Source organism: Amycolatopsis thermalba, assembly GCF_003385215.1.
Classification (GTDB): Bacteria; Actinomycetota; Actinomycetes; order Mycobacteriales; family Pseudonocardiaceae; genus Amycolatopsis_E; species Amycolatopsis_E thermalba.
In genome coordinates this window covers 1-20,580 of record NZ_PQHW01000120.1, presented here as the reverse complement: position 1 = coordinate 20,580, position 20,580 = coordinate 1, and the positions used below count along the sequence as shown (strand labels likewise).

Sequence of the window (20,580 nt, the reverse complement as noted above, 5' to 3'; positions counted from 1 at the left end):
CGACATCCGCGCATGGATCGAGACCTGGAACAACGAACCACGGCCCTACGTCTGGACCAAGACCGCCGACCAGATCCTTGACTCCATCGCACGCTACTGCACGCGAATTAATAACTCAGGACACTAGTCAGGCGAACGAGTCCTGCCCGGTGCACACCTTCTCGTACAGGGACACGTAGTCGTCGGCCATGCGGGACGGGGAGAAGCGCTCCGCGGCCACCCGGCGGCACGTCCGCGGGTCCAGCCGTCGCGCGTTGCGCCAGGCGGTCACGAGTCCGTCCTCGTCGCCGGGGGCCACCAGCAGCCCGGTCCCGCCGTCGTCCACCAGTTCGGGCAGGCAGCCGCGCCGGTAGCCGGCCACCGGGGTGCCCAGCGCCAGCGACTCGACCACCGCGGTCCCGCCCGGCTCGTCCCACTGCAGCGGGCACAGGCTCACCAGCGCGCCGGCGAGCAGCGCGTCCCGCTTCGCCGGGCCCACCGAGCCGACCCACCGCACGCACCGCCCGTCCACCCACGGCCGCACCCGCTCCTGCCAGTACTGCACGTCGGGGTTGCGCAGCGCGTCGGGGTCGTCCCGCAGCGCCCGCGCCAGCGCCGCCGGCCGGTCGTAGGGGCCCACCGGCCCGGCGAGCACCAGCTCCTGCCCCGCCGCGTGGGCCAGCCGCGCCGCGACGTCCTGGCCCTTGCCGGGCGTGATCCGGCCGAGCACGATCGCGTACCGGCCCTTGTCCACGCCGGCCCGCCGGCCGGCGAGCGGTGTCGCGAGGTGCACGTGCCCGAGGCTCGCCGCGCGCAGCGCCGCCGGAGCCCGGTACAGCTGGTCGGCCGACACGCCGTTGACCCGCACGCGGCCGCGGCCGTCGAAGTTCTCGTACAGCGCCGGGTGCTTGCCCAGGTCCCAGTGCAGGGTGTGCAGCGCGGGCGGCGCGGCGGAGCCGAGCGCGGCCAGCACCACCGGCCCGACCGCCTCGACGTGGTCGTGCACCAGGTCCACGTCCTCGCGCCGGGCCAGTTCCCGCACCACGTGGTCCATGTGCGCCATCACGCAGCCCATGACGCGGTTGTAGGGCAGTTGCAGCAACGGGAACTGCGGCACCGGATGGCGGAACACCACCTCGTCGGCCGCGATCGTGCTCGTCCCGACCGTGGCCAGCACGACCTGGACGCCACGATCCCGCAACGCCGGGACCAAAGTGGCCACGACGTTTTCGATCCCGCCGTATCCGGCCGGCGGAACGGACAGCCAGGGTCCGGCGTTCAGCAAGACGCGCACGGATGTGCTTGTTCCCCGGTTTTCCCCCGTTACACAACGGAAATCGATTCACGACCCCGGCTCGCACCCGGCGCAGGATTTTCCGGCGCCGCTGATACCGTCCGTCCTCTCTGGACCGTGGTCGCTGAGGTGCTCGGCTCATCCGGGTGCGACCGCGGGAGCGTCGAGCCGGATTTCCCGGTCCGCGCGGGACACCACGGCCGCGTCGTGACTGGCGATCAGCACCGCCGCGCCCCGGACGGCGGCCGCCCGCAGCAGGTCGAGCACCAGCCGGGCACGGCGGTGGTCCTGGTGGGAGGTGGGTTCGTCGGCGATCACCAGTGACGGCGCGGCGACCAGTGCCCTGGCCACCGCCGCCCGCTGCTGCTCGCCGCGCGACACCTCGCCCGGGCGTCGCGCGGCGAGGTGTCCCAGCTCCAGCGCCTCCAGCAGCTCCGCGCCGCCGGGGCCACCGCGGGCGAGCGCCAGGTTGTCGGCCAGGGTCAGCTCCTCGAACAGGCTGATGGACTGCGGCACGAAACCCAGGTCCCGCCAGGACATCCGGTCCACCGGCACCTCCGGCAGCGGCGGCCGCGGCACGATCTCGCCGCCGTCCGGGGTCTCCCACCCGCCGGCGATCATCAGCAGTGTGCTCTTGCCCGATCCGGACGGCCCGGTCAGCACGACCAGCTCCCCCGCCACCAGGTCGAGGTCGACCGGCCGCAGCGCCGGTGTCCCGCCGTAGCTCTTGCGCACCCCGCGCAGACTCAGCATCAGCCCTCCCCCATCCGGCCGTCCACCAGCTCCACCACCCGGTCCGCCACCCGGCTCACCTCCGGATCGTGCGTGGCGAGCAGGAGCGCCTGCCCGCGGTCGGCCAGCCGCCGCAGCGCCTCGGCCACCCGGCCGGCGGAGTCGCGGTCCAGCTGCGCGGTCGGCTCGTCGGCGATCACCACCGCCGGTTCCCCGGTCGCGGCGAACGCCAGCGCGACCCGCTGCTGCTCACCGCCGGACAACCGCCGCGGCACGTGCCCGGTGCGGTGGCCCAGCCCCAGCACCTCGACCAGCTCGGCGCCGGTGTCCCGGCCGCGCAGCCGCGCCGCCAGCGCGAGGTGCTCGGCGACGGTGAGGTAGTCGAGCAGGTTGTCCGCAGGGTCCTGGAACACGTACCCCACCCGCGTGCGGCGCACCGCCCGCCGCGCGCGGGCGGACAGCGCGGTGACCTCGGTCCCGGCTATCCACACGCGACCGTCCTCCGGCCGCTCCAGGCACGCCAGGATCTTCAGCAGCGTCGACTTGCCCGAGCCGGACGGCCCGACCACCGCCGTGATCGCCCCGCGCGGCACCGTCAGCGCCACCCCGGACAGGGCGTGCACGGTCTCGCCCCGCGTGGGGTAGTCGTAGGCCACACCCTCGCACCACAGCGCCGGGTCATCGCGAGTCACGCAGCACCTCCGCCGGACAGGCGCGGGAGACCGCGCGTTGTGCCGCGCCCGCCGCGAGCGCGGTGGTGACGGCCGCCGCGGCCGCCAGCCCGGCGACCAGGCCCCACGGCGGGCTCAGCAGCGTGCCGGGCAGGGTCGCGGGGTTGACGTCGTAGGCGCGCGCGGTGAGACCGACCGCCACCGCGGCGAGCACCAGCCCCGTGACGAACCCGGCCAGCAACAGCCCGCCCACCTCGAAGCACAACGCCCGCCAGTGGTCGGCCGGGGTCACCGACATCCGGCGCAGCAGCACGTACGCGCTGCGCCGCGCCCGGGCCTTCGCCGTCAGGTAGAGCAGCAACCCGACCACGATGATCGCCCCGCACAACAGCGACACCGCCGCGAGGAACCCGAACGTGTAGGTGATCGGCGAGTACACCCCGGCCGCGGTCACGGTCGACGCCTCGGCGTAGGTGCGCACCGGCAGCCCGGACACCTGCGGCCGGATCTCGTCCGGATCGCCGCGCACCCACAACTGCGGCCGGGTCACCAGGCCGAGCCCGTCCAGGACGTCCTGCCGCACGAGGAGCAGCGGGTTGCCGGACTTCTTGCCCGGCAGCTGCGGCACCGCCACCACCGTCAGCGGCACACCCCGCCCGCCGATGTCCACAGTGGACGTGCCATCGGCCCGGTTCAGCCCGGCCAGCGCCGCGATCGGCTCCCCGCGCGCCAGACGCCCGAGCAGGTCGTCCAGCGACGGCCCGGGCAGCGCGGGATCCCAGAACGCGGCGCGGCCGAACGTCGCCGGGTCCACGCCGAGCACCTCGACCGTGCTGCCGCCGACGCGGGCGTTGCCGTAGGCGGACACCAGACTCGCCCGGTCCGCCAGTCCGGGCGGCACCGGCACGCGGGACTCCAGCGAGAACACCACGTCCGTGCCGACGATCAGCTGCCCCTCGGCGTGCAGGGTGCGGTCCACCGAGCCGGTCACCGACGCGCCGTACACCGCCAGTGCGACCGGCACCGCCGTCGCCCCGGCCAGCACCGCCGCCGCGACCGGGCCGGCCAGCACCCGCCGGGTGGCCAGGAACCAGCCGGGGCGCCCCGGGCCGCCGCAGGCCCGGGCGCGGGCCAGCCCCCAGCAACGCGCGCGCCGCGGCCACCGCCAGTGCGATCACCAGCAGGATCGGCGCCACCACCAGCCGGGGCGGCACGCGCGCCACCGTGCCGACCGCCCCGCTCGCCCCGGTCTGGACGTCGTCGCCGAGCACGAACCAGCTCACCACGGCCGCGGCGAGCGGCACGAGTTCCCACGGCACCCACCGCGCGCGGCGCGCCCGCACCGGCGGCACGTCGAACAGGCGCGCCGTCCGCCGCCACGCGACCAGCGCGACCGCGCCGAGGGTCACCAGGAACGCGCCGGTGGCCGCCCAGACCGAGCCCCGGAGGGCGGCCGGTGTGAACGCATCGCCCGGCCCCACCGAGCCGACCAGGGCTCGCGCCGCGAACCAGCCGCCGGCCATCCCGGCGGCGACGACGAGCGCGACCTCCAGCACGGCCTTCCCGGCGAGCGCGGCCGGGCCGACGCCACGCGCGGACAACACGGTCAGCTCCGCCCGGCGCCGGTCCACCCAGAACCCGCCCGCGGCCCCGGCCACGACGAGCCCGGCGAGCGCGGCGGCCGCGGCGAGGGGCACGACGGTGCCGGTGAGCGCGTCGACCACGAGGGTCGCCCGGTCGGTCATGCCGGGCAGGGCCGAGGTGAACTGGACGCCGTCGGGGTAGTGGTCGCCGGCCTGGTTGGTGTCGTCGCGCAGGCGGGCCAGGTCGTCCAGGACGGGCACGGCGTTCGCGGTGGTCAGTCCGGTCGCGTCGAGCGGCAGCTCGATCACCGTCGCGGCGCGCAGGCCACTGCCGTCGGCCGCGGCGAGGAACTCCTCCCGCGGCACGAGCGCGAGCGGGTAGACCGGGGCTTCCGACAGCGGCCGGCCCCGGTAGAGGTCGGTGAGGCTGCACCAGTACGGCTGGTCGGGAGCAGACCGCAGGTCCCGGTAGACCGCCGCGACGGGCATCGTCACGGTGCGGCCGGCGAGCGTGACGGGGACGCGGTCGCCGACGCGGATGCCCCTGTCCGCCGCGAAGCCGTCGGGCAGCCACACGCCGGGACCGCGGCCGCCGCCGAGGACCTGCACGTGCCCGTCGAACCCGGTGCGGGCGACCAGGTTCACGGTGCCGCCGCCCAGCGCCGCCTGCTGCACCAGCGTGGTCACCGGGGCGGACAGCCGCGGCACCTGGGCGCCTCCGCTGGTCAGCGCCCGCTCACGCGCGTCGAGCAGCACCGCGCCGGCCGGTGCGGGGTCGTCGAACCGCAGCCCCGCGCTCACGTGTGCGCCGGTGTAGGCCGGGCAGGCGTCGGCGACCTGGCTCTGCAGACTGGCATTGCCCGCGGCGGACAGGAACAGCGCGACGGCGGCCGCGGGGAGCGCGACGAGGAACGCGGCCGCGGCCACGGCCACCGCGATGGCGGGCCGGCGCAGCAACATCCACGGCGCGCGCGCCCAGGGTGACGGAAACCCCCAGTGGTTCACCGGCGAAGTCTGACACGATCGGCGCGGTTCGGGGAGCCGCTTTTCGTCGCGCCGGTGCGGTTCCCGGCGCACCCGGACTGCGCGGCCCCGGCGGAGTCGCTGGACGAGGGCACTCTCCACCTGGGCGAGGCCGAACGGGCGATCCTCACCCCCGCGCGTCAGCGGCTTTCGCGGTCGGCTGCGGGTTTACTTATTGTCAACAATCTCCGCATTGACAATCCTACGAGCGCGCACCTAGCTTGATCGCGATCACGTCGCCCGGTCGGGTGACTCGAGCTCCCGAGGAAGGCACTTCGATGCGCCCTACCGGAATCTCCCGCCGAAACCTGCTGCGTGGCGCGGGCGCCACCGTCGCGGCGGCGCCGCTCACCGGCTTCCTCGCCGGCTGCAGCTTCACGCAGCCCGGCACCGGGCAGCCGAACTCCACATTGGACCAGGTCCGGAGCCAGGGGTACGCGCGCGTCGCGATCGCCAACGAACCGCCCTACACCAAGGTGAACGCCGACGGCTCGGTCACCGGCGTCGAGCCCGACGTCGTGTCGGCCGTGCTGAAGCGGATGGGAATCGGCAGCATCCAGGGCGTCGTGACGCCGTACGAGTCGATGATCCCGGGCCTCAACGCCAACCGCTGGGACATCATCGCGGCCGGGTTGTTCATGAAACAGTCGCGCTGCGCGGAGATCCTCTACTCCGAGCCGGACATCGTCTCCACCGAATCGTTCGCGGTGCCCGCGGGCAACCCGCGCAAGCTCGCCGGGATCGCCGACGTCAAGGCCGACCCGGCCGTGCGCGTCGCCGTGCTGCCCGGCGGGTTCGAGGACGGCGTGCTCAAGACCGAAAAGGTGCCGGCGGGCCAGATCGTCAGCGTCCCCGACGGCCGCAGCGGCGTGGAGGCGGTCCTGGCCGGCCGCGCCGACGCGTTCTTCCTGCCCACGCTGTCGCTGAACTCGCTGAAGACCGCAGGCATCGAGATCACCGCCGCGATCAAGGACGTCCAGCAGACCGGCGCCGGCGCGGGTTTCCGCAAGAACGACACCGCTTTCCAGCAGGCCTACGACGAGCAGCTCGCCGCGTTCAAGCAAACCCCGGAATACGCCGGCACGCTGGCCAAGTGGGGCTTCTCCGCGGACGACGTCCGCGGGGTCACCCGCGACCAGCTCTGCGCGGTGAGCGGCTGAGCGCGATGTCCGCCATCGCTCCCTACCTCCCCCTGCTGCTCGACGGCCTGCTCATCACGCTGGCGCTGACCGTCTGCGGCATGGCGCTCGCGCTCGTCGTCGCGTTCACGGCCGGGCTGGCCCGGCTGTCGCCGCGACGGCTGCTGCGCTGGCCCGCCGGGATCTTCGTCGAGGTGTTCCGCGGCACGTCCATGCTGGTCCAGCTGTTCTGGCTGTTCTTCGCGCTGCCGTTCTTCGGCATCCAGCTCACCCCGTTCGCGGCCGGTGTGCTCGCGCTGGGCCTCAACGAGGGCGCCTACGCCGCGGAGATCGTGCGCGGGTCGATCAACTCGCTGCCGCGCGGGCAGCACGAAGCGGCCGCCGCGCTGAGCATGAGCCCGTCGCTGAAGATGCGGCGCGTCCTGCTGCCGCAAGCGATCCCGGTGATGCTGCCGTCGTTCGGCAACGTGTTGATCGACCTGCTCAAGAACACCTCGCTGGTGTCGCTGGTGACGGTGGCGGACCTGACGTTCCGCGCGCAGATGGTCCGCACCAGCACCGGCGCGACGACCGCGGTGTTCGGCACGATCCTGGTGATGTACTTCGTGGTGTCCTACCTGCTGTCCCTGGGCCGCGGATGGCTGGAGAAGCGGGTGGCGCCGGACCGGATCGCGCCGGACCGCACGACCCTGGTGCGCAAGGCCGCCGGCGGGGTGGTGCAGTGATGGTCTGGGACTGGAACTTCGCCTTCGGCATCCTGCCCGAGCTGTTGCGCGGGCTGTGGGTGACGGTGCAGGTGACGCTCGCCGGGATCGTGATCGCGCTCGTCGTCGGCCTGGTGGTGGCGGTCCTGCGGCACCTGCGGATTCCCGTGCTGCGCCAGATCCTGTGGTTCTACGTGGAGTTCGTGCGCGGCACTCCGCTGCTGGTGCAGGCGTACTTCGCGTTCTACGTGCTGCCGCTGTACGGGATCACGTTCTCCGCGATGGTCACCGGGATCATCGTCATCGGCCTCAACTACAGCGCCTACACCGCCGAGGTCTACCGGGCCGGCATCGAAAGCGTCCCGAGTGGACAGTGGGAGGCGGCGACCGCGCTGAGCCTGCCGTGGCGGCGCCGGTGGCAGGCCGTGGTCCTGCCGCAGGCGGTGCGGGCCGTGGTGCCCGCGCTGGGCAACTACCTGATGCAGATGTTCAAGGACTCGGCGATCCTGTCCGCCATCACGGTGCTGGAACTGCTCGGGCACGCGACCGCGATCGGCTCCGGCAGCTACCGCTACCTCGAGCCGTACACGCTGGTGGGGCTGCTGTTCCTGCTCGTGAGCTACCCCGCCGCCAAGCTGATCCGACGATTGGAGCTCCGCCTTGCCCAGCCCCGCTGACCCGATGATCGCCTTCCGCGGCGTGCGCAAGTCCTTCGGCAGCCACGAGGTCCTGACCGGACTCGACCTGGAGGTGGGGGCCGGGGAGAAGGTGTCGATCATCGGGCCCAGCGGGTCGGGCAAGACGACGATCCTGCGCCTGCTGATGACACTGGAGCAACCCGACGCCGGGCGCATCGAGGTCGACGGCGAAACCCTGTGGGACGCGGGCGGTTTCGACACCGGCCGGATGAAGCTGGTGCGCCGCCGGATCGGGATGGTGTTCCAGCACTTCAACCTGTTCCCGCACATGACCGTGCTGCGCAACGTGACGGAAGCGCCGGTCCACGTGCTCGGGCAGGGACGCGAGGAGGCCGACGCGCACGCCCGGGAGCTGCTCGGGATGGTCGGGCTGGAGCAGCACGTGGACAAGAAACCGGGGCAGCTGTCGGGTGGGCAGCAGCAGCGGGTCGCGATCGCGCGGGCGCTGGCGATGCGGCCCCGGGTGATGCTGTTCGACGAGGTGACCTCGGCGCTGGACCCCGAGCTGGTCGGCGAGGTGCTGGGGGTGATCCGCGAGCTGGCGCACTCGCAGTCGATGACGATGCTGCTGGTGACCCACGAGATGCGCTTCGCGGAGGACATCTCCGACCGGGTGCTGATGTTCGACTCGGGGGCGGTCGTGGAAGCCGGCCCACCGTCGGTCATCTTCCACGAGCCGCGGGAGGAACGCACGAAGCGGTTCCTCAGCGCCGTGCTGGACCGCCGCTGACCCGAGCGCGGACCGGCGGGCGCCGGTCCGCGCTCAGCACCGCCGCCGATCTCAGCCGCCCGGGAGCTCACGAGCGCTCGCACAACCCCGCGTGCACCGGGCACTCCGCACACACCGACCGGTCACACAACCGGCACAACTCCGCCAGCACCTGCTCACTGCGCGCCTCCGGGCCCAGCACCGCCTCCGCCACCGCGGCCAGCTGCGCCCGCTGCTCCCCCGACAACCGCCCCACCAGGCGATCCAGCGCCGCCTGCCGGGCGGCCAGCGCGGACGCCGCCCGGCGTTCGCCCTCGGGCGTCAGCCTCAGCGGGCGGCGGCGGCCCTCGCTGTCGCGCGTGATCCAGCCCTGCTCGGTCAGCCGCCGCACCAGGTGGGCCGTCCCGGGCTGGGAGATGCGCAGCACCCCGGCGAGCCAGTCCGCCGTCCGCCCCGGCTGGTCCTTGATCGCGATCAGCGCCTCCCCCAGCGCGCCACCGGCGCCGACGGCCTCGGTGACCGCGTCCCGGACCGCGCCGGCCACCAGCAACGACATCGCGCCGAGCAGGTTTGCGCTCCGCGCTTCCGGCTCATTCATAAGTTATGAATATACGGGCTCTGGTCCTGATCGGCTGCCTGAACCTCGCCCAGCTGCCCATCGCGATGCGGCCGCTGCTCGTCACGCTCACCGGGGTCGAGGCCACCGGCAGTTTCGCCGCCGCGGGGCTGGCCGGAGCGGCGGCCGCCGTCGGCACCGCGATCGCCGCTCCCCTGTGGGCCCGCACGCTGCCGTCCTCGGGCGACCGCCGGGTCCTCGTGCTGTCCGGCACGGTGTTCACCGCCGCCCAGCTGGCGCTCGCGGCCGCGCACGGGCCGGCCCTGTTCACCGGCCTCGCGGCGGCCTCGGGACTGGTCACCCCGCCGGTGTCAGCGAGCGTGCGCGCCATGCTCCCCCGCCTCGCGAAATCGCATCTGACCAGGGCCTACGCGGTCAACTCGGTCGCGCTGGAGACGGTCTACATCGGTGGCCCGCTGTGGGTGAGCGGCTGGGCGGCGCTGGCCGGACCGGCGGCGGCGCTGGTCGCCACGACGCTGACCGGCGCCGCGGGCCTGGCCGTCGGTGTCGCGCTGGTGCCCGCCTTCCCGCGGTCGCGGCCGCGGCGGGGCCGTCTGCTGAACGATCCCGCGGTGCACACGCTCGGCGCGGCCTACCTCGCCTACTGGGTCTGCATGGGCGCGATGTGGGTGCTGGTGCCGGCGTTCGCCGAGCACGCGGGCGCGGCCGGGCAGTCGGGGCTGCTCGTCGCGGTGTGGTCGGCGGGCAGCCTGGCCGGCGGACTCGCGCTGGCGGTGCGCCCGCCCCGGGCCGCCCAGCGCACCAGCTACACCCTGCTGCTCGGCGCGCTCGCGCTGACGTCGCTGCCGCTGGCACTACCCGGCACGATCGCGGCGATGGCCGTGGTGATCGCCGTGTTCGGGCTGGCGCTGGCGCCGTGGCTCGCGGTGCACGACCAGCTGGTCGCCGCCACCGCCGACGATCGCAGCGGTGAGCTGTACGGCTGGCTGACCACGCTGGGCCAGGTCGGCAGCGCCGCGGGCTCGGCGATGGCCGGCCCGGTCGGCGACCGCTACGGCGGCGGGCCGGCGTTCCTGCTGGTCAGCGCGGCCCTGGTGATCGCGGCCGGGATCGCGGTGACCCGGCGGCGCACCCTGCCGGGGGCCTGACCGTCAGGCCTTGCGCGCCACCCCGGCCCACACCACGGAGTCGTTGGGCGAGTCGAACTCGATCTCCGGGGCGTTGGCGCCGTTCTCCTCCGGGTGCCACAGCGGCGTCCAGGTCGCGCCGGGCTCCACCATCTCCAGGTCGCCGAACAGCGCCTCGATCTCACCGCGCGGGCGCCAGATCACCGGCGTCGCCGTGGCGTCGTACATCTTGCCGAACTCGGCCATCTCCCGGGCCCGGCTCTCCGGCACGCCGTCGGCCGTGCCGTGCGAGAGCACCAGGTACGAACCGGGGGCGAGCAGTTCCCGGTAGCGCGCCACCGCGGCCGGGCCGATGTCCGTGCCGTCCGGGCCGGGCTGGGTGACGTGCAGGACCGCGATCAGCAACAGCGCGACCGGCTGCGCGAAGTCGATGACGCCGGAGTCGGCGACCTTGTTCCACAGCAGGTCCGGGTCGCGCAGGTCGGCCTGGATCACCGCGTGCCGGTCGAGGTCGCCCTCCTTCTCCAGCAGCATCTGCGAGTGCGCGACCGCCACCGGCTCGTTGTCGATGTAGACCACGCGAGTGGTGGTGTCCAGCTCGTCGGCGACCTGGTGCGTGCTGCCCATCGTGGGCACGCCCGAGCCGACGTCGATGAACTGCCGCACGCCCTGCTTGACCAGGTACCGCACGGCCCGGTGCAGGAACAGCCGGTTGGACTTCGCGGCCGGGCGCACGAACGGGAAGCGCTCCAGCGCCTTTTCCGCGAACACGCGGTCGACCGCGTAGTTGGCCTTGCCGCCGAGGTAGTAGTCGTACACCCGGGCCACGTTCGGGTGGTCCAGGTCGACGCCTTCCATCGGGAACTGCTCGAACCGGGACTTCGCCATCACAGCCTGCTTTCCCCAGGGAGATCAACACCGATGACCCGAATACTAGCGGTCGCCGGGGACGCCCGGCGGTCAGCTGCCGAGGAAGGAGTCCAGCTCGGCGAGGAATTCCGGCCACGCCGGTTCTTGCTCGGTGAGGACGTGGTTGCGGCTGTCCAGGAAACACAGCCTGCTGTCCGGGATGAGCGCGGCCAGTTCCTGCGCCTGCGCCTTCGGCACGCGCAGATCGCCGCGGGAGTGCAGGATCAGCGTCGGGCAGCGCACGGACGGCGCGATGGCGGAGACGTCGATGTGGGCGAAGACGTTCAGGAAACGCACCACGTTGTCGTTGGAGGTGGTGGCGCGCTGCAGGTCGTTGAAGGCGTCCCACAGCTCGCGGGTGGCGTCCGGCAGGAACTGGCCGGCGAACACCTGGCGGAAGGTCGGATCGTCGTGGCGCCAGCCGATCCGGCCCAGGACGAGGTCGAGTTCGGCCTCCTCCTTCTCCTCCGGGGTGGTGGCGCGCGCGAACCGGCCGCGGCTGTAGGCGCCGGCGAGCACGAGCCGGGACACGCGCTCGGGGTGCCGCACGGCGTAGGCGATCGCGACCGCGCCGCCCTGCGAGATGCCGAGCAGCGGGAACCGCTCCAGCCCCAGCCCGTCGACCACCAGCTCCAGGTCGTCGACCCAGTCGTCGAACCGGAACTCGCCGATGTCCCAGTCGGACAGGCCGCAGCCGCGCTCGTCGTAGCGCACCAGGGTGTGCCGCCGGGCCAGGCCGTCCAGCCAGTGCGCCCAGATCGGGCTCGCCCACTCCAGGTCCAGGTGGGTCAGCCAGTTCGCCGCCTTGACCAGCGGCGGCCCGCACCCGGACAGCGCGTACGCGACGCGCACGCCGTCGGGTGAGCGGCAGTAGCGGATCTGCTGCGGGGCGCGGACGCGGCGCGGGGCGGCGCCGTTCTCGCGGACGTCGGCGACGAAGCGGTACCCGACGCCGTGCACGGTCGCCACGATCCGCTGCCGTTCCCCGCTGTCCCCGATCGCGCGGCGCAGCGCCTTGACGCGGCTGGTGAGCGCGGACTCGCTGACGTGCCGGTAGCCCCACACCGAGTCGAGCAGCTCGGTCTTGCCGACGACCCGGTCGCGGTGCCGGATCAGGTGCGTCAGCAGGGCGAACACCTGCGGCTCGACGTGGACCGGCTCGCCGCGGCGGCGCAGCTCGAACCGCTGCGGGTCGACCACGCAGTCCTCGAACTCGTACATCAGGGCCACCTCGCCACCGAATCTCCACATCATCCCCACGATTCCGCCAAGCCACCAGACCCCCTCGCGGGTCACCCTGAACCGGACACATCCGGCAGGGAGGACACCATGACCACCACCGAGACCCCGTACCTGCTCGGCAGCGAGCCCGACGAGCTGCGCCGCCTGGAGGAGCAGGCCGCCGCGCTGGCGCCCGCGACGCGCGCGATCCTGGGGCTGGCCGGCATCGAGCCCGGCATGCGGGTGCTGGACCTGGGCACCGGCGCCGGCGACGTCGCCTTCGAGCTGTCCCGGATGGTCGGGCCGTCCGGGTCCGTCGTCGGGATCGACCAGTCGGTGAAGGCACTGCGCTGGGCGGCGAGCCGGTGCGAGGCGCAGGGGCTGCGCAACGTCTCGTTCGTGCACGACGACGTGCGCGAGATGCGGCTGACCGGGCAGGTGGACGCGGTGGTCGGGCGGCTGGTGCTGCTCTACACCCCGGATCCGGCGGCGGTGCTGCGCAAGTTCGCCGGGTACGTGCGGCCCGGCGGGGTGGTGGTGTCGATGGAGTACGAGATGAGCGTCGCCGGGCTGTTGCCGGCCACGCCGCTGAGCGAGCGGATCACCCACTGGATCACCGAGGCGTTCCGGCGGTCCGGGCTGGACCCGTACCTGGGCGCGCGGCTGGACTCGGTGTTCGCCGACGCCGGCCTGGCGGGGGCGACGGTGCTGGGGCTGCAGGCCTACCGCGCGCCGGGCGACCCGACCGGCGGCCGGATGGCGGAGGGCGTCATCCGGACGCTGCTGCCCGTGCTGACGCGCACCGGCCTGGCGACGGCGGAGGAGGTCGGCATCGAGACGCTGGGGCAGCGGTTCTTCGAGGAGCAGGTGCGCAACGGTGCGATCTTCCGCCCGCCGACGCTCGTCGGCGCGTGGTCGCGGATCAGCGGGAGCTGACCGCACCGGGTGCCGGGTGCTGGGGGCAGCACCCGGCACCGCCCAGCGCTCGCCGCGCACCAGCGCTCGCCGCGTACTGGCGCTCGCCGCGTACTGGCGCTCGCCGCGTACTGGCGCTCGCGGCGTACTAGCGTTCGCGGCGTACTGGCGTTCGCGGCGTACTGGCGTTCGCGGCGTACTAGCGTTCGCGGCGTACTAGCGTTCGCGGCGTACTGGGCCGGCGCGGATGTCCGGCTCCCACCGCCGGGCCGGGCGGCGGACGGCCCGGGGCTCCGGGCGCGGGGGCTCCGCGGGGCGCGGACTGTCCCGCAGCTCCCGGTAAGCCGCCAGCACCTCGGCCAGCCGCCCGGGATCCGGCTCGGGCGCGTCGGGGTGCAGCGCGCGCACCAGGCGCCGGTACGCGGCGGTGATCTCGGCCGGCGTCGCCTCCCGGGGGACGCCCAGCACGGCGTACGGGTCCATCGTCATCACCCCGCTCTGACAACGTCACCCGACGGCGATCGGGTTCCGATGTCGAAACGCGGGCGGCGGCGTCGACGTTCCGGGTGACAATGGCAGCGCACCCGAGGAGGACGTCATGGCGGCACTGGACAAGGAATTCGACGCGACCCTGGTGAAGAGCCCGGCCGAGGGCGGCTGGACCTACGTCGTGATGCCCGGCTCCGCCGAGTACTTCGGCACCCGCGGCCTGGTGAAGATCCGCGGCACCATCGACGGCCACCCGTTCCGCAGCTCGTTCATGGCCCTCGGCGACGGCACGCACAAGCTGCCCGTCAAGGCCGACGTGCGCCGCGCGATCGGCAAGGACGCCGGCGACACGGTGCACATCCGCCTCACCGAACGCCTCGGCTGACCCGCCGCACGTCCGGCCGTACCCGGTCGGTTCGGCCAGGCAGGCGAACGGAACTGCCGGCGCGGGGACTGGAGCCGCCGGCCGCCGCGCTGGGCGAGCGGGTGCGGTTCGGGGCGGAGGTGACCGGGGTGGCGCGCCGCGGGTGGGACCCGGTGGTCGACCACGGGCGCGACAGAGCCCGACCTGTCTGTCCGAGCTGCGCCTGGACTTCGACCCGGCGCTGCGGGCGCCGAGCGCGCCGCTGGTCGGCCCGAACGTGCATTCGTGCGGCACGGTCTGCCCTGACGGGGGTGATCGTCATCGGCGGCGGCCAGGCGGAATCGGCCGCCGCCGACATCCCGAGCCCGCCGGCGCCGACCCGCTCGCGCTCGGGGCGGGCGGGTCCTGGCCGCGTCTCCCCCTACTTCGACGCCCATCGAATTAGATGTGTGTTTAGATAGAGCCATGTCGAATCAGGACGAGTGCTGCTCGCCGCTGGTGCGGGAGCCGCTGTCGGCGCCGCAGGCCGTGGAGCTGGCCCGGGTGTTCAAGGCGGTCGGCGACCCGGTGCGGCTGCGGCTGCTGTCGCTGATCGCCTCCCACGACGGTGGCGAGGCGTGCGTGTGCGACCTGACCGGCGCGTTCGAGCTGACCGGGCCGACGATCTCGCACCACCTCAAGGTGCTGCGCGAGTCCGGCCTGATCACCGGCGAGCGACGCGGCACCTGGATCTACTACCGCGTCCAGCCGGAGACGCTGGCCCGCCTGTCCGCCGTCCTCACCCCCGCCGGGGCGATCGCGTGACCACCACCGCCGTCGCCGCCCGTCTGTCCACTCTGGATCGCTTCCTGCCGGTGTGGATCGCCGCCGCGATGGTGCTCGGCCTGCTGGCCGGGCGCTGGGTGCCCGGCCTGGAGAGCGGCCTGAACGCGGTCGCCGTCGACGGGATCTCGCTGCCGATCGCCCTCGGCCTGCTGGTGATGATGTACCCGGTGCTGGCGAAGGTCCGCTACGACCGGCTGGACTCGGTCACCCGCGACCGGCGGCTGCTGCTGCCGTCGCTGCTGCTGAACTGGGTTCTCGGGCCCGCGCTGATGTTCGCGCTGGCCTGGCTGATGCTGCCGGACCTGCCCGAGTACCGCACCGGCCTGATCATCGTCGGCCTCGCGCGGTGCATCGCCATGGTGATCATCTGGAACGACCTGGCGTGCGGCGACCGGGAGGCGGCCGAGGTGCTGGTCGCGCTCAACTCGGTGTTCCAGGTGGTCATGTTCGGCGTGCTGGGCTGGTTCTACCTGTCCGTGCTGCCCGCCTGGCTGGGACTGGAGACCACGAACCTCGCGGTGTCCGGCTGGGAGATCGCGAAGAGCGTGCTGATCTTCCTCGGCATCCCGCTGGTGGCCGGGTACGCCTCCCGCCGGATCGGTGAGCGGGTCCGCGGCCGGGACTGGTACGAGACGCGGTTCCTGCCGCGCGTCGGCCCGGTCGCGCTGTACGGGCTGCTGTTCACGATCGTGGTCCTGTTCGCCTTGCAGGGCAACCAGATCACGAGCAGGCCGTGGGACGTGGCGCGGATCGCGCTGCCGCTGCTGGTCTACTTCGGACTGATGTGGGCCGGGTCGTACGCGCTGGGCCGGGCGGCCGGGCTGTCCTACGCGCGCACCACGACGCTGGCGTTCACCGCCGCGGGCAACAACTTCGAGCTCGCGATCGCGGTCGCCATCGCCACCTTCGGCGCCACCAGCGGGCAGGCGCTCGCCGGGGTCGTCGGACCGCTCATCGAGGTGCCCGTCCTGGTCGGGCTCGTGTACGTGTCCCTGGCGCTGCGCCGCCGGTTCGAGAAGGAGCCATCGTGACCCCCGAAGTGCTGTTCGTCTGCGTGCACAACGCCGGCCGTTCCCAGATGGCCGCGGCCCTGCTGGACCACCACGCCCAGGGCCGGGTGCTGGTCCGCTCCGCCGGTTCCGCGCCCGCGGACTCGGTGAACCCGGCCGTCGTGGAGGTGATGGCGGAGCTGGGCCTGGACCTGTCGAAGGAGTTCCCGAAGCCGCTGACGACGGATGCGGTGCGGGCGGCGGACGTGGTGATCACCATGGGCTGCGGCGACGCGTGCCCGGTGTTCCCCGGCAAGCGGTACCTGGACTGGCAGCTGGACGACCCGGCGGGCCTGGCCGCCGAGCAGATCCGCCCCATCCGCGACGAGATCGACCGCCGCGTGCGCGAGCTGCTGGCCGAGCTCGTCTGAGGCACTGGCGAGAATCCGTCGGAACGTGGCACTCCAGCCACTACTGACCGGGGGCGGGGGCGCCTAGTTTCGGGTTCGTGATGATCGTTGTCGCGCTGCTCATCGGCGCCGCTTACGTCCTGGTCAACTCCTTCGTCCCGGAGGCGCACCGCCGCCGGTTCAACGCGCTCATGGTCGGCGGCGCCGGTGCCGCCTACCTCAGCGGGGGCGGGCTCGGGATCTGGGAGTTCGTGTTCACCGCGGCCGCCACCTACGTGGCCTATCGCGGGCTGGAGTCGTGGACCTTCATCGGCATCGGCTGGCTGATGCACACCGCGTGGGACGTGGTGCACCACCTGCGCGGCGAGCCGATCGTCCCGTTCGCCGAGCACTCGTCCTACGGGTGCGCGATCTGCGATCCGGTGATCGCGATCTGGTGTTTCACCGGTGGCCGCTCGGTGCTGGACCTCGTCCGGAAGCGGCTGGTGAAGGCCTGACGCGGAACTTGGTGTCCGTGCGGCGCGTCTGGACGAGCGCCATGAGGGCGAACAGGAACATCCAGCCGAGGTAGGGGTCGTCCGGCAGGCTCGCGTTGCGCGGCAAGGCGCGCAACGCCAGTTCGGTGAGCACGATGACGAACGTGATCACGCACCCCAGGGTGAGGCAGGTGATCGACGCCGGGCTGCGGGCGAGCAGCAACCCGGCGCCGGCGAGCGAGAAGGCCATGCCCGCGCCGTACAGGAGCCCCAGCAGCACCACGGCCGCCGTGTTGTCCACCACCGGGACGAGCGCGACCGCGGCGGCGAACCGCAGCAGGCACAGAAACCCCGTGAGAAACCCGAACACCACGGCGAAGACGGTCGACACGCGGCTGGTGCCGTACGGTTTCGTTCGCACCACTACCTCCCCTTGGCCGGAAGCCCGAAGGTAGGCGGCGGAGTGGCGCGATGGGTGGCGGCTGGCCGGAACCGGCCACGAGCAGCGGTGCGGCGGGTGGCTGCTGGGCCGGGTCGGCCACGAGCAGCGGCGCGGCGGGTGGCGGCTGGCCGGAACCGGCCACGAGCAGCGGCGCGGCCCGGCTGGGCCGGGCCGGGCCGGTCACCAGCGACGGCGCAGCGGGTGGCCGCCGGCCGGGTCGGTCACCCGCGGCGGCGCGACGGGCATCCACCGGCCGAAACCAGCCACCAGCGATGACGCAGCGGGTGGCTGCCGGTCGGACCAGCCGCCAGCAGCCGCGCGGTGCGTGGCCGAAGGCCAGACCGGTCACCAGTAGCGGCACGGCGGGTGGCCGCCGGCCCAGCCGGGCACCAGCAGCAGCACGGCGGCCAACTACCGGCCGAAATGAATCACCAGCGGCAACCCGGCACGCAGCCAACCACCGACCGAAACCAATCACCAGCAGCAACCCGCCCCCGGGCAACCACCGAACCGAAACCAGTCAGGATCGGCGCGCCAGGCGTGCCACCAGGCCGGGCTTGCGGCGTGACGTCCGCAACCGTCCGGCGATGGCGTCCTCGAGCAGGCGGCCCACCGTCTCCTCCGCGCACGCCCTGTTGGCCCCGATCCCACCCGACGGCCCGCGCTTGATCCAGCCGACCACGTACGTCCCCGGCCGCACGCGTCCGCCGTCGTTCGGGATCGTGCCGCTGTCCCCGTCGAACGGGAGCCCGGGCAGCGGCGTGCCGCGGTAGCCGACCGCGCGCACCACGCCGCCCGCCGGGATCTCCACCTCGCCGGTCACCCGGATTCCCCGCACCCGGTCCGCACCCACGATCTCCCGCGGCGCGGAGTGGAACCGCAGCACGATGCGTCGCTTGCCGGGCTGCGGCGGCGCCGACCAGTCGATGGTCTCCTGCTTGCAGTCCCGCAGCAGCGCGGCCCGCGGCTCGGTGTCGATCGCCTCGGTGATGCGTGGGTCGTGCGCGTCGACCACCAGGTCGATGTCCTCGTGCTGGGTGAGCGCCAGCAGTTCGGGCGTGGTGTACGCGGCGGCCTCCGGGCCACGGCGGCCCAGCAGCACGACCTCGCGCACGCGGCTGGACTTCAGCCGCTCCAGCGCGGCCGGCGCGATCGACGTGCCCTCCAGCGAACGCGGATCGGTGGTCAGGATCCGCGCCACGTCCAGCGCGACGTTGCCCGTCCCGACCACGACGAGCCGTTCCGCGGACAGGTCGATCGCGTCCGCGGGCACGTCCGGGTGGCCGTTGTACCAGGCCACCACGGTCGTCGCCGCGACGCTGCCGGTCAGGTCCTCGCCCGCGATCCCCAGCCGCCGCGCCGAGGACGCGCCGACCGCGTAGATCACCGCGTCGAAGCGCCGCGCCAGCTCGTCCACCGTGACGTCCCGGCCGACCTCGACACCCAGCCGCATCCGCAGCCGCGGGTGGTGGTGGTACCGCGCGAAGGTCTCGCCGATCTTCTTGGTGGACGGGTGATCGGGCGCGACCCCGTACCGCACCAGCCCGCCCGCGACCGGCAGCCGGTCGATCAGCGTGACCCGGGAACCGGTGTGCAGCAACAGGTCCTCGACCGCGTACATGCCGGCCGGCCCGGTGCCGACCACCGCGACCTCCAGCGCCGGGAAGTCGCTCGGGATGGCGCGGTGGAACACCGGCGGGCCCCACGCGTGGAAGTTCGGCGCGGGATCGGCCGCCGCCGGTTCCCGGCCGGCGTAGAAGTCCGCGTTGATCCCGGCGTAGGGCCGCATCGCGGCGGTCAGGGCGTCCACCGGGAAGATCGCGTCGACCGGGCAGGCGTCGGCGCACGCGCCGCAGTCGATGCAGCTGCGCGGGTCGATGTAGAGCATCTCGGTGGTCCCGAAGTCCGGCTCGTCCGGCGTCGGGTGGATGCAGTTGACCGGGCACACCGCCACGCACGACGCGTCGTTGCAGCAGGTCTGGGTGATCGCGAAGGCCATGGCTAGAGGAGGTTCGCGCGCTTGTAGAAGACGGCCGCGGCCTTGGTCAGCAGGCCGGCGGAGTCCAGGAACTCCATCAGGCCGGCGCAGCTGGACCGCAGCATCGACTTGTGGTGCTCGTTGGCCTTCGCCTCGCGCAGCGCGCGCTGGGTGTCCAGCCCGGCGTTGGCGTACACCTTGGGGTTCCACATGCTGCTGACGATGAAGTACGCGGCGATCGACACGACCAGCGCGTTGTACTGGCGGCGCAGCGGGCCCGCGCCCTTGAGCCGCTCGCGCGTCTCCTCGCGGGCGAACTTCATGTGCCGCGACTCCTCGACCACGTGGATGTTGTTGATGGTGCGCACGAACGGCACCACGCGCTCGTCGCGCATCCAGTCGCGCTGCATGACGTCGAGGACCTCTTCGGCGACCAGGATCGCCGCGTAGGCCGCCTCGCCCCTGGCGGTGGTCTTGAAGAACCGGCCCAGCTCGACGGCCAGGCGGCGCGGGCGGTAGGCCGGGGCGCGCAGCTTCGCGGCGCCGCGGGCGAACATGATCGAGTGGCGGCACTCGTCGGCGATCTCGGTGAGCGCCCACTGGAACGCCGGGTCGGTCGGGTCCTTGGCGTAGAAGTCGCGCAGCACCAGCTGCTGCAGGATCATCTCGAACCAGATGCCGGTGCTGGCGACGGACGCGGCCTCCTGGCGGGTCAGCTCGCGCTGCTGCTCCGGGGTCATCTCGTTCCAGTACGCGGTCCCGTACAGGGTGCTCCACTCCGGGCTCGCGCCGTGGTAGCTCGTGTCCAGCGGGGTGTCCCAGTCGACCTCCTTGACGGGGTCGTAGGACAACGTCTCGGACGAGTCGAGCAACCGCTGCGCGACCGACTGGCGGTCAGGCTGCGCGGTGTCCGCCTGCTCGTGCGCACCGACGCTGGTCATGGCACCCTCCCTGACACGACTGCCTGTTACCTCGGTTTACTGTTACCCAAGGTAACACACATTGGTGGTGGCGCAAGCCGGAGCCGCCGCCGACCCGCGGCGGTTCGGTGACCGCCGCGGCGGCCAGGGCGGTGGCCTGCGCTGTCGCGGCCCCCGGCGGCGGTGATGGCCGGAGCGGCTACCAGCGCCGCAGGATCGGCCCGATGCCGTCGCCGGGGTCGTCGCGGTCGTCGGCGGGGGGGGGAGCGACACCGCGGGCTGGCGGCGATTCGGTGACCTCCGCGGCGGCCAGGGCGGTGGCCTGCTGCGCTTTCGCGGCCCCCGGCCGCGGTGATGGCCGGAGCGGCTACCAGCGCCGCAGGATCGGCCCGATGCCGTCGCCGGG

Annotated in this window: 24 protein-coding genes and 1 pseudogene; 14 read left to right on the top strand and 11 right to left on the bottom strand. The window is 73.2% G+C overall.

The window, feature by feature from the left end:
- A pseudogene (locus tag D0D15_RS31210) lies at positions 1-127 on the top strand (IS630 family transposase); the annotation flags it as partial.
- Here the strand turns inward: D0D15_RS31210 and D0D15_RS31205 are convergent.
- From D0D15_RS31205 to D0D15_RS36720, 4 genes are all read right to left on the bottom strand, one after another.
- Positions 128-1,273, bottom strand: coding sequence for a glycosyltransferase (locus tag D0D15_RS31205; protein ID WP_167481591.1), 1,146 nt, complete (start codon positions 1,271-1,273; stop codon positions 128-130).
- A gap of 138 nt (positions 1,274-1,411) precedes the next feature.
- The gene (locus D0D15_RS31200; RefSeq protein WP_094008137.1) at positions 1,412-2,026 is read right to left on the bottom strand and encodes an ATP-binding cassette domain-containing protein; all 615 of its coding nucleotides are present in this window, start codon (positions 2,024-2,026) and stop codon (positions 1,412-1,414) included.
- A complete protein-coding gene (locus tag D0D15_RS31195) occupies positions 2,026-2,697 on the bottom strand; it encodes an ABC transporter ATP-binding protein (RefSeq protein ID WP_115944964.1) in 672 nt (223 codons plus the stop codon). The genes D0D15_RS31200 and D0D15_RS31195 overlap by 1 nt, the downstream gene beginning before the upstream one ends.
- Entirely contained in the window at positions 2,684-3,748 is a 1,065-nt protein-coding gene (locus D0D15_RS36720) for a hypothetical protein (protein ID WP_116102200.1), read from the bottom strand. The genes D0D15_RS31195 and D0D15_RS36720 overlap by 14 nt, the downstream gene beginning before the upstream one ends.
- Before the next feature lie 152 nt (positions 3,749-3,900).
- Between D0D15_RS36720 and D0D15_RS36715 the strand changes: the two genes are divergently transcribed.
- The 6 genes from D0D15_RS36715 to ehuA all read left to right on the top strand — a co-directional run bounded on the left by D0D15_RS36715 (position 3,901) and on the right by ehuA (position 8,553).
- A complete protein-coding gene (locus D0D15_RS36715) occupies positions 3,901-4,461 on the top strand; it encodes a hypothetical protein (protein ID WP_162831612.1) in 561 nt (186 codons plus the stop codon).
- Entirely contained in the window at positions 4,461-5,243 is a 783-nt protein-coding gene (locus D0D15_RS36710; RefSeq protein WP_208646204.1) for a hypothetical protein, read from the top strand. Before D0D15_RS36715 ends, D0D15_RS36710 begins: the two co-directional genes overlap by 1 nt.
- Before the next feature lie 317 nt (positions 5,244-5,560).
- Positions 5,561-6,442: an ectoine/hydroxyectoine ABC transporter substrate-binding protein EhuB gene (gene ehuB, locus D0D15_RS31185; protein WP_094008139.1), complete on the top strand. Its 882-nt coding sequence runs from the start codon at positions 5,561-5,563 to the stop codon at positions 6,440-6,442.
- Between the two features lie 5 nt (positions 6,443-6,447).
- Entirely contained in the window at positions 6,448-7,146 is a 699-nt protein-coding gene (gene ehuC / locus D0D15_RS31180; RefSeq protein WP_094008140.1) for an ectoine/hydroxyectoine ABC transporter permease subunit EhuC, read from the top strand.
- Positions 7,146-7,802: an ectoine/hydroxyectoine ABC transporter permease subunit EhuD gene (gene ehuD, locus D0D15_RS31175; protein WP_094008141.1), complete on the top strand. Its 657-nt coding sequence runs from the start codon at positions 7,146-7,148 to the stop codon at positions 7,800-7,802. Before ehuC ends, ehuD begins: the two co-directional genes overlap by 1 nt.
- A 4-nt stretch (positions 7,803-7,806) precedes the next feature.
- Entirely contained in the window at positions 7,807-8,553 is a 747-nt protein-coding gene (ehuA, locus tag D0D15_RS31170) for an ectoine/hydroxyectoine ABC transporter ATP-binding protein EhuA (protein ID WP_094008142.1), read from the top strand.
- A gap of 67 nt (positions 8,554-8,620) precedes the next feature.
- On the opposite strand, the gene D0D15_RS31165 is transcribed toward ehuA, so the two are convergent.
- On the bottom strand, positions 8,621-9,130 hold the full coding sequence (locus tag D0D15_RS31165; RefSeq protein WP_143266239.1) for a MarR family winged helix-turn-helix transcriptional regulator: 510 nt from the start codon (positions 9,128-9,130) through the stop codon (positions 8,621-8,623).
- Positions 9,131-9,135: 5 nt separating this feature from the next.
- On the opposite strand from D0D15_RS31165, the gene D0D15_RS31160 reads away from it, so the two are divergent.
- A complete protein-coding gene (locus D0D15_RS31160) occupies positions 9,136-10,257 on the top strand; it encodes an MFS transporter (protein ID WP_094008144.1) in 1,122 nt (373 codons plus the stop codon).
- A gap of 3 nt (positions 10,258-10,260) precedes the next feature.
- On the opposite strand, the gene D0D15_RS31155 is transcribed toward D0D15_RS31160, so the two are convergent.
- On the bottom strand, positions 10,261-11,124 hold the full coding sequence (locus D0D15_RS31155) for an SAM-dependent methyltransferase (RefSeq protein ID WP_094008145.1): 864 nt from the start codon (positions 11,122-11,124) through the stop codon (positions 10,261-10,263).
- A gap of 72 nt (positions 11,125-11,196) precedes the next feature.
- A complete protein-coding gene (locus D0D15_RS31150; protein WP_167481590.1) occupies positions 11,197-12,366 on the bottom strand; it encodes an alpha/beta hydrolase in 1,170 nt (389 codons plus the stop codon).
- 108 nt (positions 12,367-12,474) lie between these two features.
- Here D0D15_RS31150 and D0D15_RS31145 point away from each other — a divergent pair, with 108 nt between their 5' ends.
- Positions 12,475-13,302, top strand: a complete 828-nt coding sequence (locus tag D0D15_RS31145) for a class I SAM-dependent methyltransferase (RefSeq protein ID WP_094008146.1) — start codon at positions 12,475-12,477, stop codon at positions 13,300-13,302.
- Between the two features lie 195 nt (positions 13,303-13,497).
- Here D0D15_RS31145 and D0D15_RS37650 read toward each other — a convergent pair whose 3' ends face one another.
- On the bottom strand, positions 13,498-13,764 hold the full coding sequence (locus D0D15_RS37650) for a J domain-containing protein (RefSeq protein WP_275895892.1): 267 nt from the start codon (positions 13,762-13,764) through the stop codon (positions 13,498-13,500).
- 115 nt (positions 13,765-13,879) lie between these two features.
- Here D0D15_RS37650 and D0D15_RS31135 point away from each other — a divergent pair, with 115 nt between their 5' ends.
- The 5 genes from D0D15_RS31135 (at position 13,880) to D0D15_RS31110 (ending at position 16,855) form a co-directional block, all read left to right on the top strand.
- Positions 13,880-14,155: a DUF1905 domain-containing protein gene (locus tag D0D15_RS31135; protein WP_094008148.1), complete on the top strand. Its 276-nt coding sequence runs from the start codon at positions 13,880-13,882 to the stop codon at positions 14,153-14,155.
- A 444-nt stretch (positions 14,156-14,599) separates the two neighbouring features.
- Positions 14,600-14,938 (top strand): ArsR/SmtB family transcription factor, encoded by a 339-nt coding sequence (locus D0D15_RS31125; protein ID WP_094008150.1) that lies wholly within the window; start codon positions 14,600-14,602, stop codon positions 14,936-14,938.
- Positions 14,935-15,990 carry an ACR3 family arsenite efflux transporter gene (arsB, locus tag D0D15_RS31120; RefSeq protein WP_115944963.1) on the top strand — a complete coding sequence of 352 codons (1,056 nt, stop codon included), beginning with the start codon at positions 14,935-14,937 and terminating at the stop codon, positions 15,988-15,990. Before D0D15_RS31125 ends, arsB begins: the two co-directional genes overlap by 4 nt.
- Positions 15,984-16,379, top strand: coding sequence for an arsenate reductase ArsC (locus tag D0D15_RS31115; protein WP_094008224.1), 396 nt, complete (start codon positions 15,984-15,986; stop codon positions 16,377-16,379). Before arsB ends, D0D15_RS31115 begins: the two co-directional genes overlap by 7 nt.
- An 80-nt stretch (positions 16,380-16,459) precedes the next feature.
- Positions 16,460-16,855: a DUF6010 family protein gene (locus D0D15_RS31110; RefSeq protein ID WP_094008152.1), complete on the top strand. Its 396-nt coding sequence runs from the start codon at positions 16,460-16,462 to the stop codon at positions 16,853-16,855.
- Here the strand turns inward: D0D15_RS31110 and D0D15_RS31105 are convergent.
- The 3 genes from D0D15_RS31105 to D0D15_RS31095 all read right to left on the bottom strand — a co-directional run bounded on the left by D0D15_RS31105 (position 16,800) and on the right by D0D15_RS31095 (position 20,195).
- Positions 16,800-17,255, bottom strand: coding sequence for a hypothetical protein (locus tag D0D15_RS31105; protein WP_143266240.1), 456 nt, complete (start codon positions 17,253-17,255; stop codon positions 16,800-16,802). The two genes, D0D15_RS31110 and D0D15_RS31105, sit on opposite strands and share 56 nt — an antisense overlap.
- A gap of 541 nt (positions 17,256-17,796) precedes the next feature.
- Positions 17,797-19,275: an FAD-dependent oxidoreductase gene (locus tag D0D15_RS31100; protein WP_094008154.1), complete on the bottom strand. Its 1,479-nt coding sequence runs from the start codon at positions 19,273-19,275 to the stop codon at positions 17,797-17,799.
- 2 nt (positions 19,276-19,277) lie between these two features.
- The gene (locus D0D15_RS31095) at positions 19,278-20,195 is read right to left on the bottom strand and encodes an AurF N-oxygenase family protein (RefSeq protein WP_094008155.1); all 918 of its coding nucleotides are present in this window, start codon (positions 20,193-20,195) and stop codon (positions 19,278-19,280) included.
- Positions 20,196-20,580 lie beyond the last annotated feature (385 nt).

Excerpts from the sequence above, each read along its gene's own strand:
- D0D15_RS31165 (WP_143266239.1), bottom strand. The coding sequence starts at position 9,130 with ATGAATGAGCCGGAAGCGCGGAGCGCAAACCTGCTCGGCGCGATGTCG.
- D0D15_RS31145 (WP_094008146.1), top strand. The coding sequence starts at position 12,475 with ATGACCACCACCGAGACCCCGTACCTGCTCGGCAGCGAGCCCGACGAG.
- ehuC (WP_094008140.1), top strand. The coding sequence starts at position 6,448 with ATGTCCGCCATCGCTCCCTACCTCCCCCTGCTGCTCGACGGCCTGCTC.
- D0D15_RS31155 (WP_094008145.1), bottom strand. The coding sequence starts at position 11,124 with ATGGCGAAGTCCCGGTTCGAGCAGTTCCCGATGGAAGGCGTCGACCTG.
- D0D15_RS31095 (WP_094008155.1), bottom strand. The coding sequence starts at position 20,195 with ATGACCAGCGTCGGTGCGCACGAGCAGGCGGACACCGCGCAGCCTGAC.
- D0D15_RS31200 (WP_094008137.1), bottom strand. The coding sequence starts at position 2,026 with ATGCTGAGTCTGCGCGGGGTGCGCAAGAGCTACGGCGGGACACCGGCG.
- D0D15_RS31135 (WP_094008148.1), top strand. The coding sequence starts at position 13,880 with ATGGCGGCACTGGACAAGGAATTCGACGCGACCCTGGTGAAGAGCCCG.
- ehuA (WP_094008142.1), top strand. The coding sequence starts at position 7,807 with ATGATCGCCTTCCGCGGCGTGCGCAAGTCCTTCGGCAGCCACGAGGTC.
- D0D15_RS37650 (WP_275895892.1), bottom strand. The coding sequence starts at position 13,764 with ATGGACCCGTACGCCGTGCTGGGCGTCCCCCGGGAGGCGACGCCGGCC.
- D0D15_RS31100 (WP_094008154.1), bottom strand. The coding sequence starts at position 19,275 with ATGGCCTTCGCGATCACCCAGACCTGCTGCAACGACGCGTCGTGCGTG.
- D0D15_RS31150 (WP_167481590.1), bottom strand. The coding sequence starts at position 12,366 with ATGTACGAGTTCGAGGACTGCGTGGTCGACCCGCAGCGGTTCGAGCTG.
- D0D15_RS31125 (WP_094008150.1), top strand. The coding sequence starts at position 14,600 with ATGTCGAATCAGGACGAGTGCTGCTCGCCGCTGGTGCGGGAGCCGCTG.
- ehuD (WP_094008141.1), top strand. The coding sequence starts at position 7,146 with ATGGTCTGGGACTGGAACTTCGCCTTCGGCATCCTGCCCGAGCTGTTG.
- D0D15_RS31110 (WP_094008152.1), top strand. The coding sequence starts at position 16,460 with ATGATCGTTGTCGCGCTGCTCATCGGCGCCGCTTACGTCCTGGTCAAC.
- ehuB (WP_094008139.1), top strand. The coding sequence starts at position 5,561 with ATGCGCCCTACCGGAATCTCCCGCCGAAACCTGCTGCGTGGCGCGGGC.
- D0D15_RS31160 (WP_094008144.1), top strand. The coding sequence starts at position 9,136 with ATGAATATACGGGCTCTGGTCCTGATCGGCTGCCTGAACCTCGCCCAG.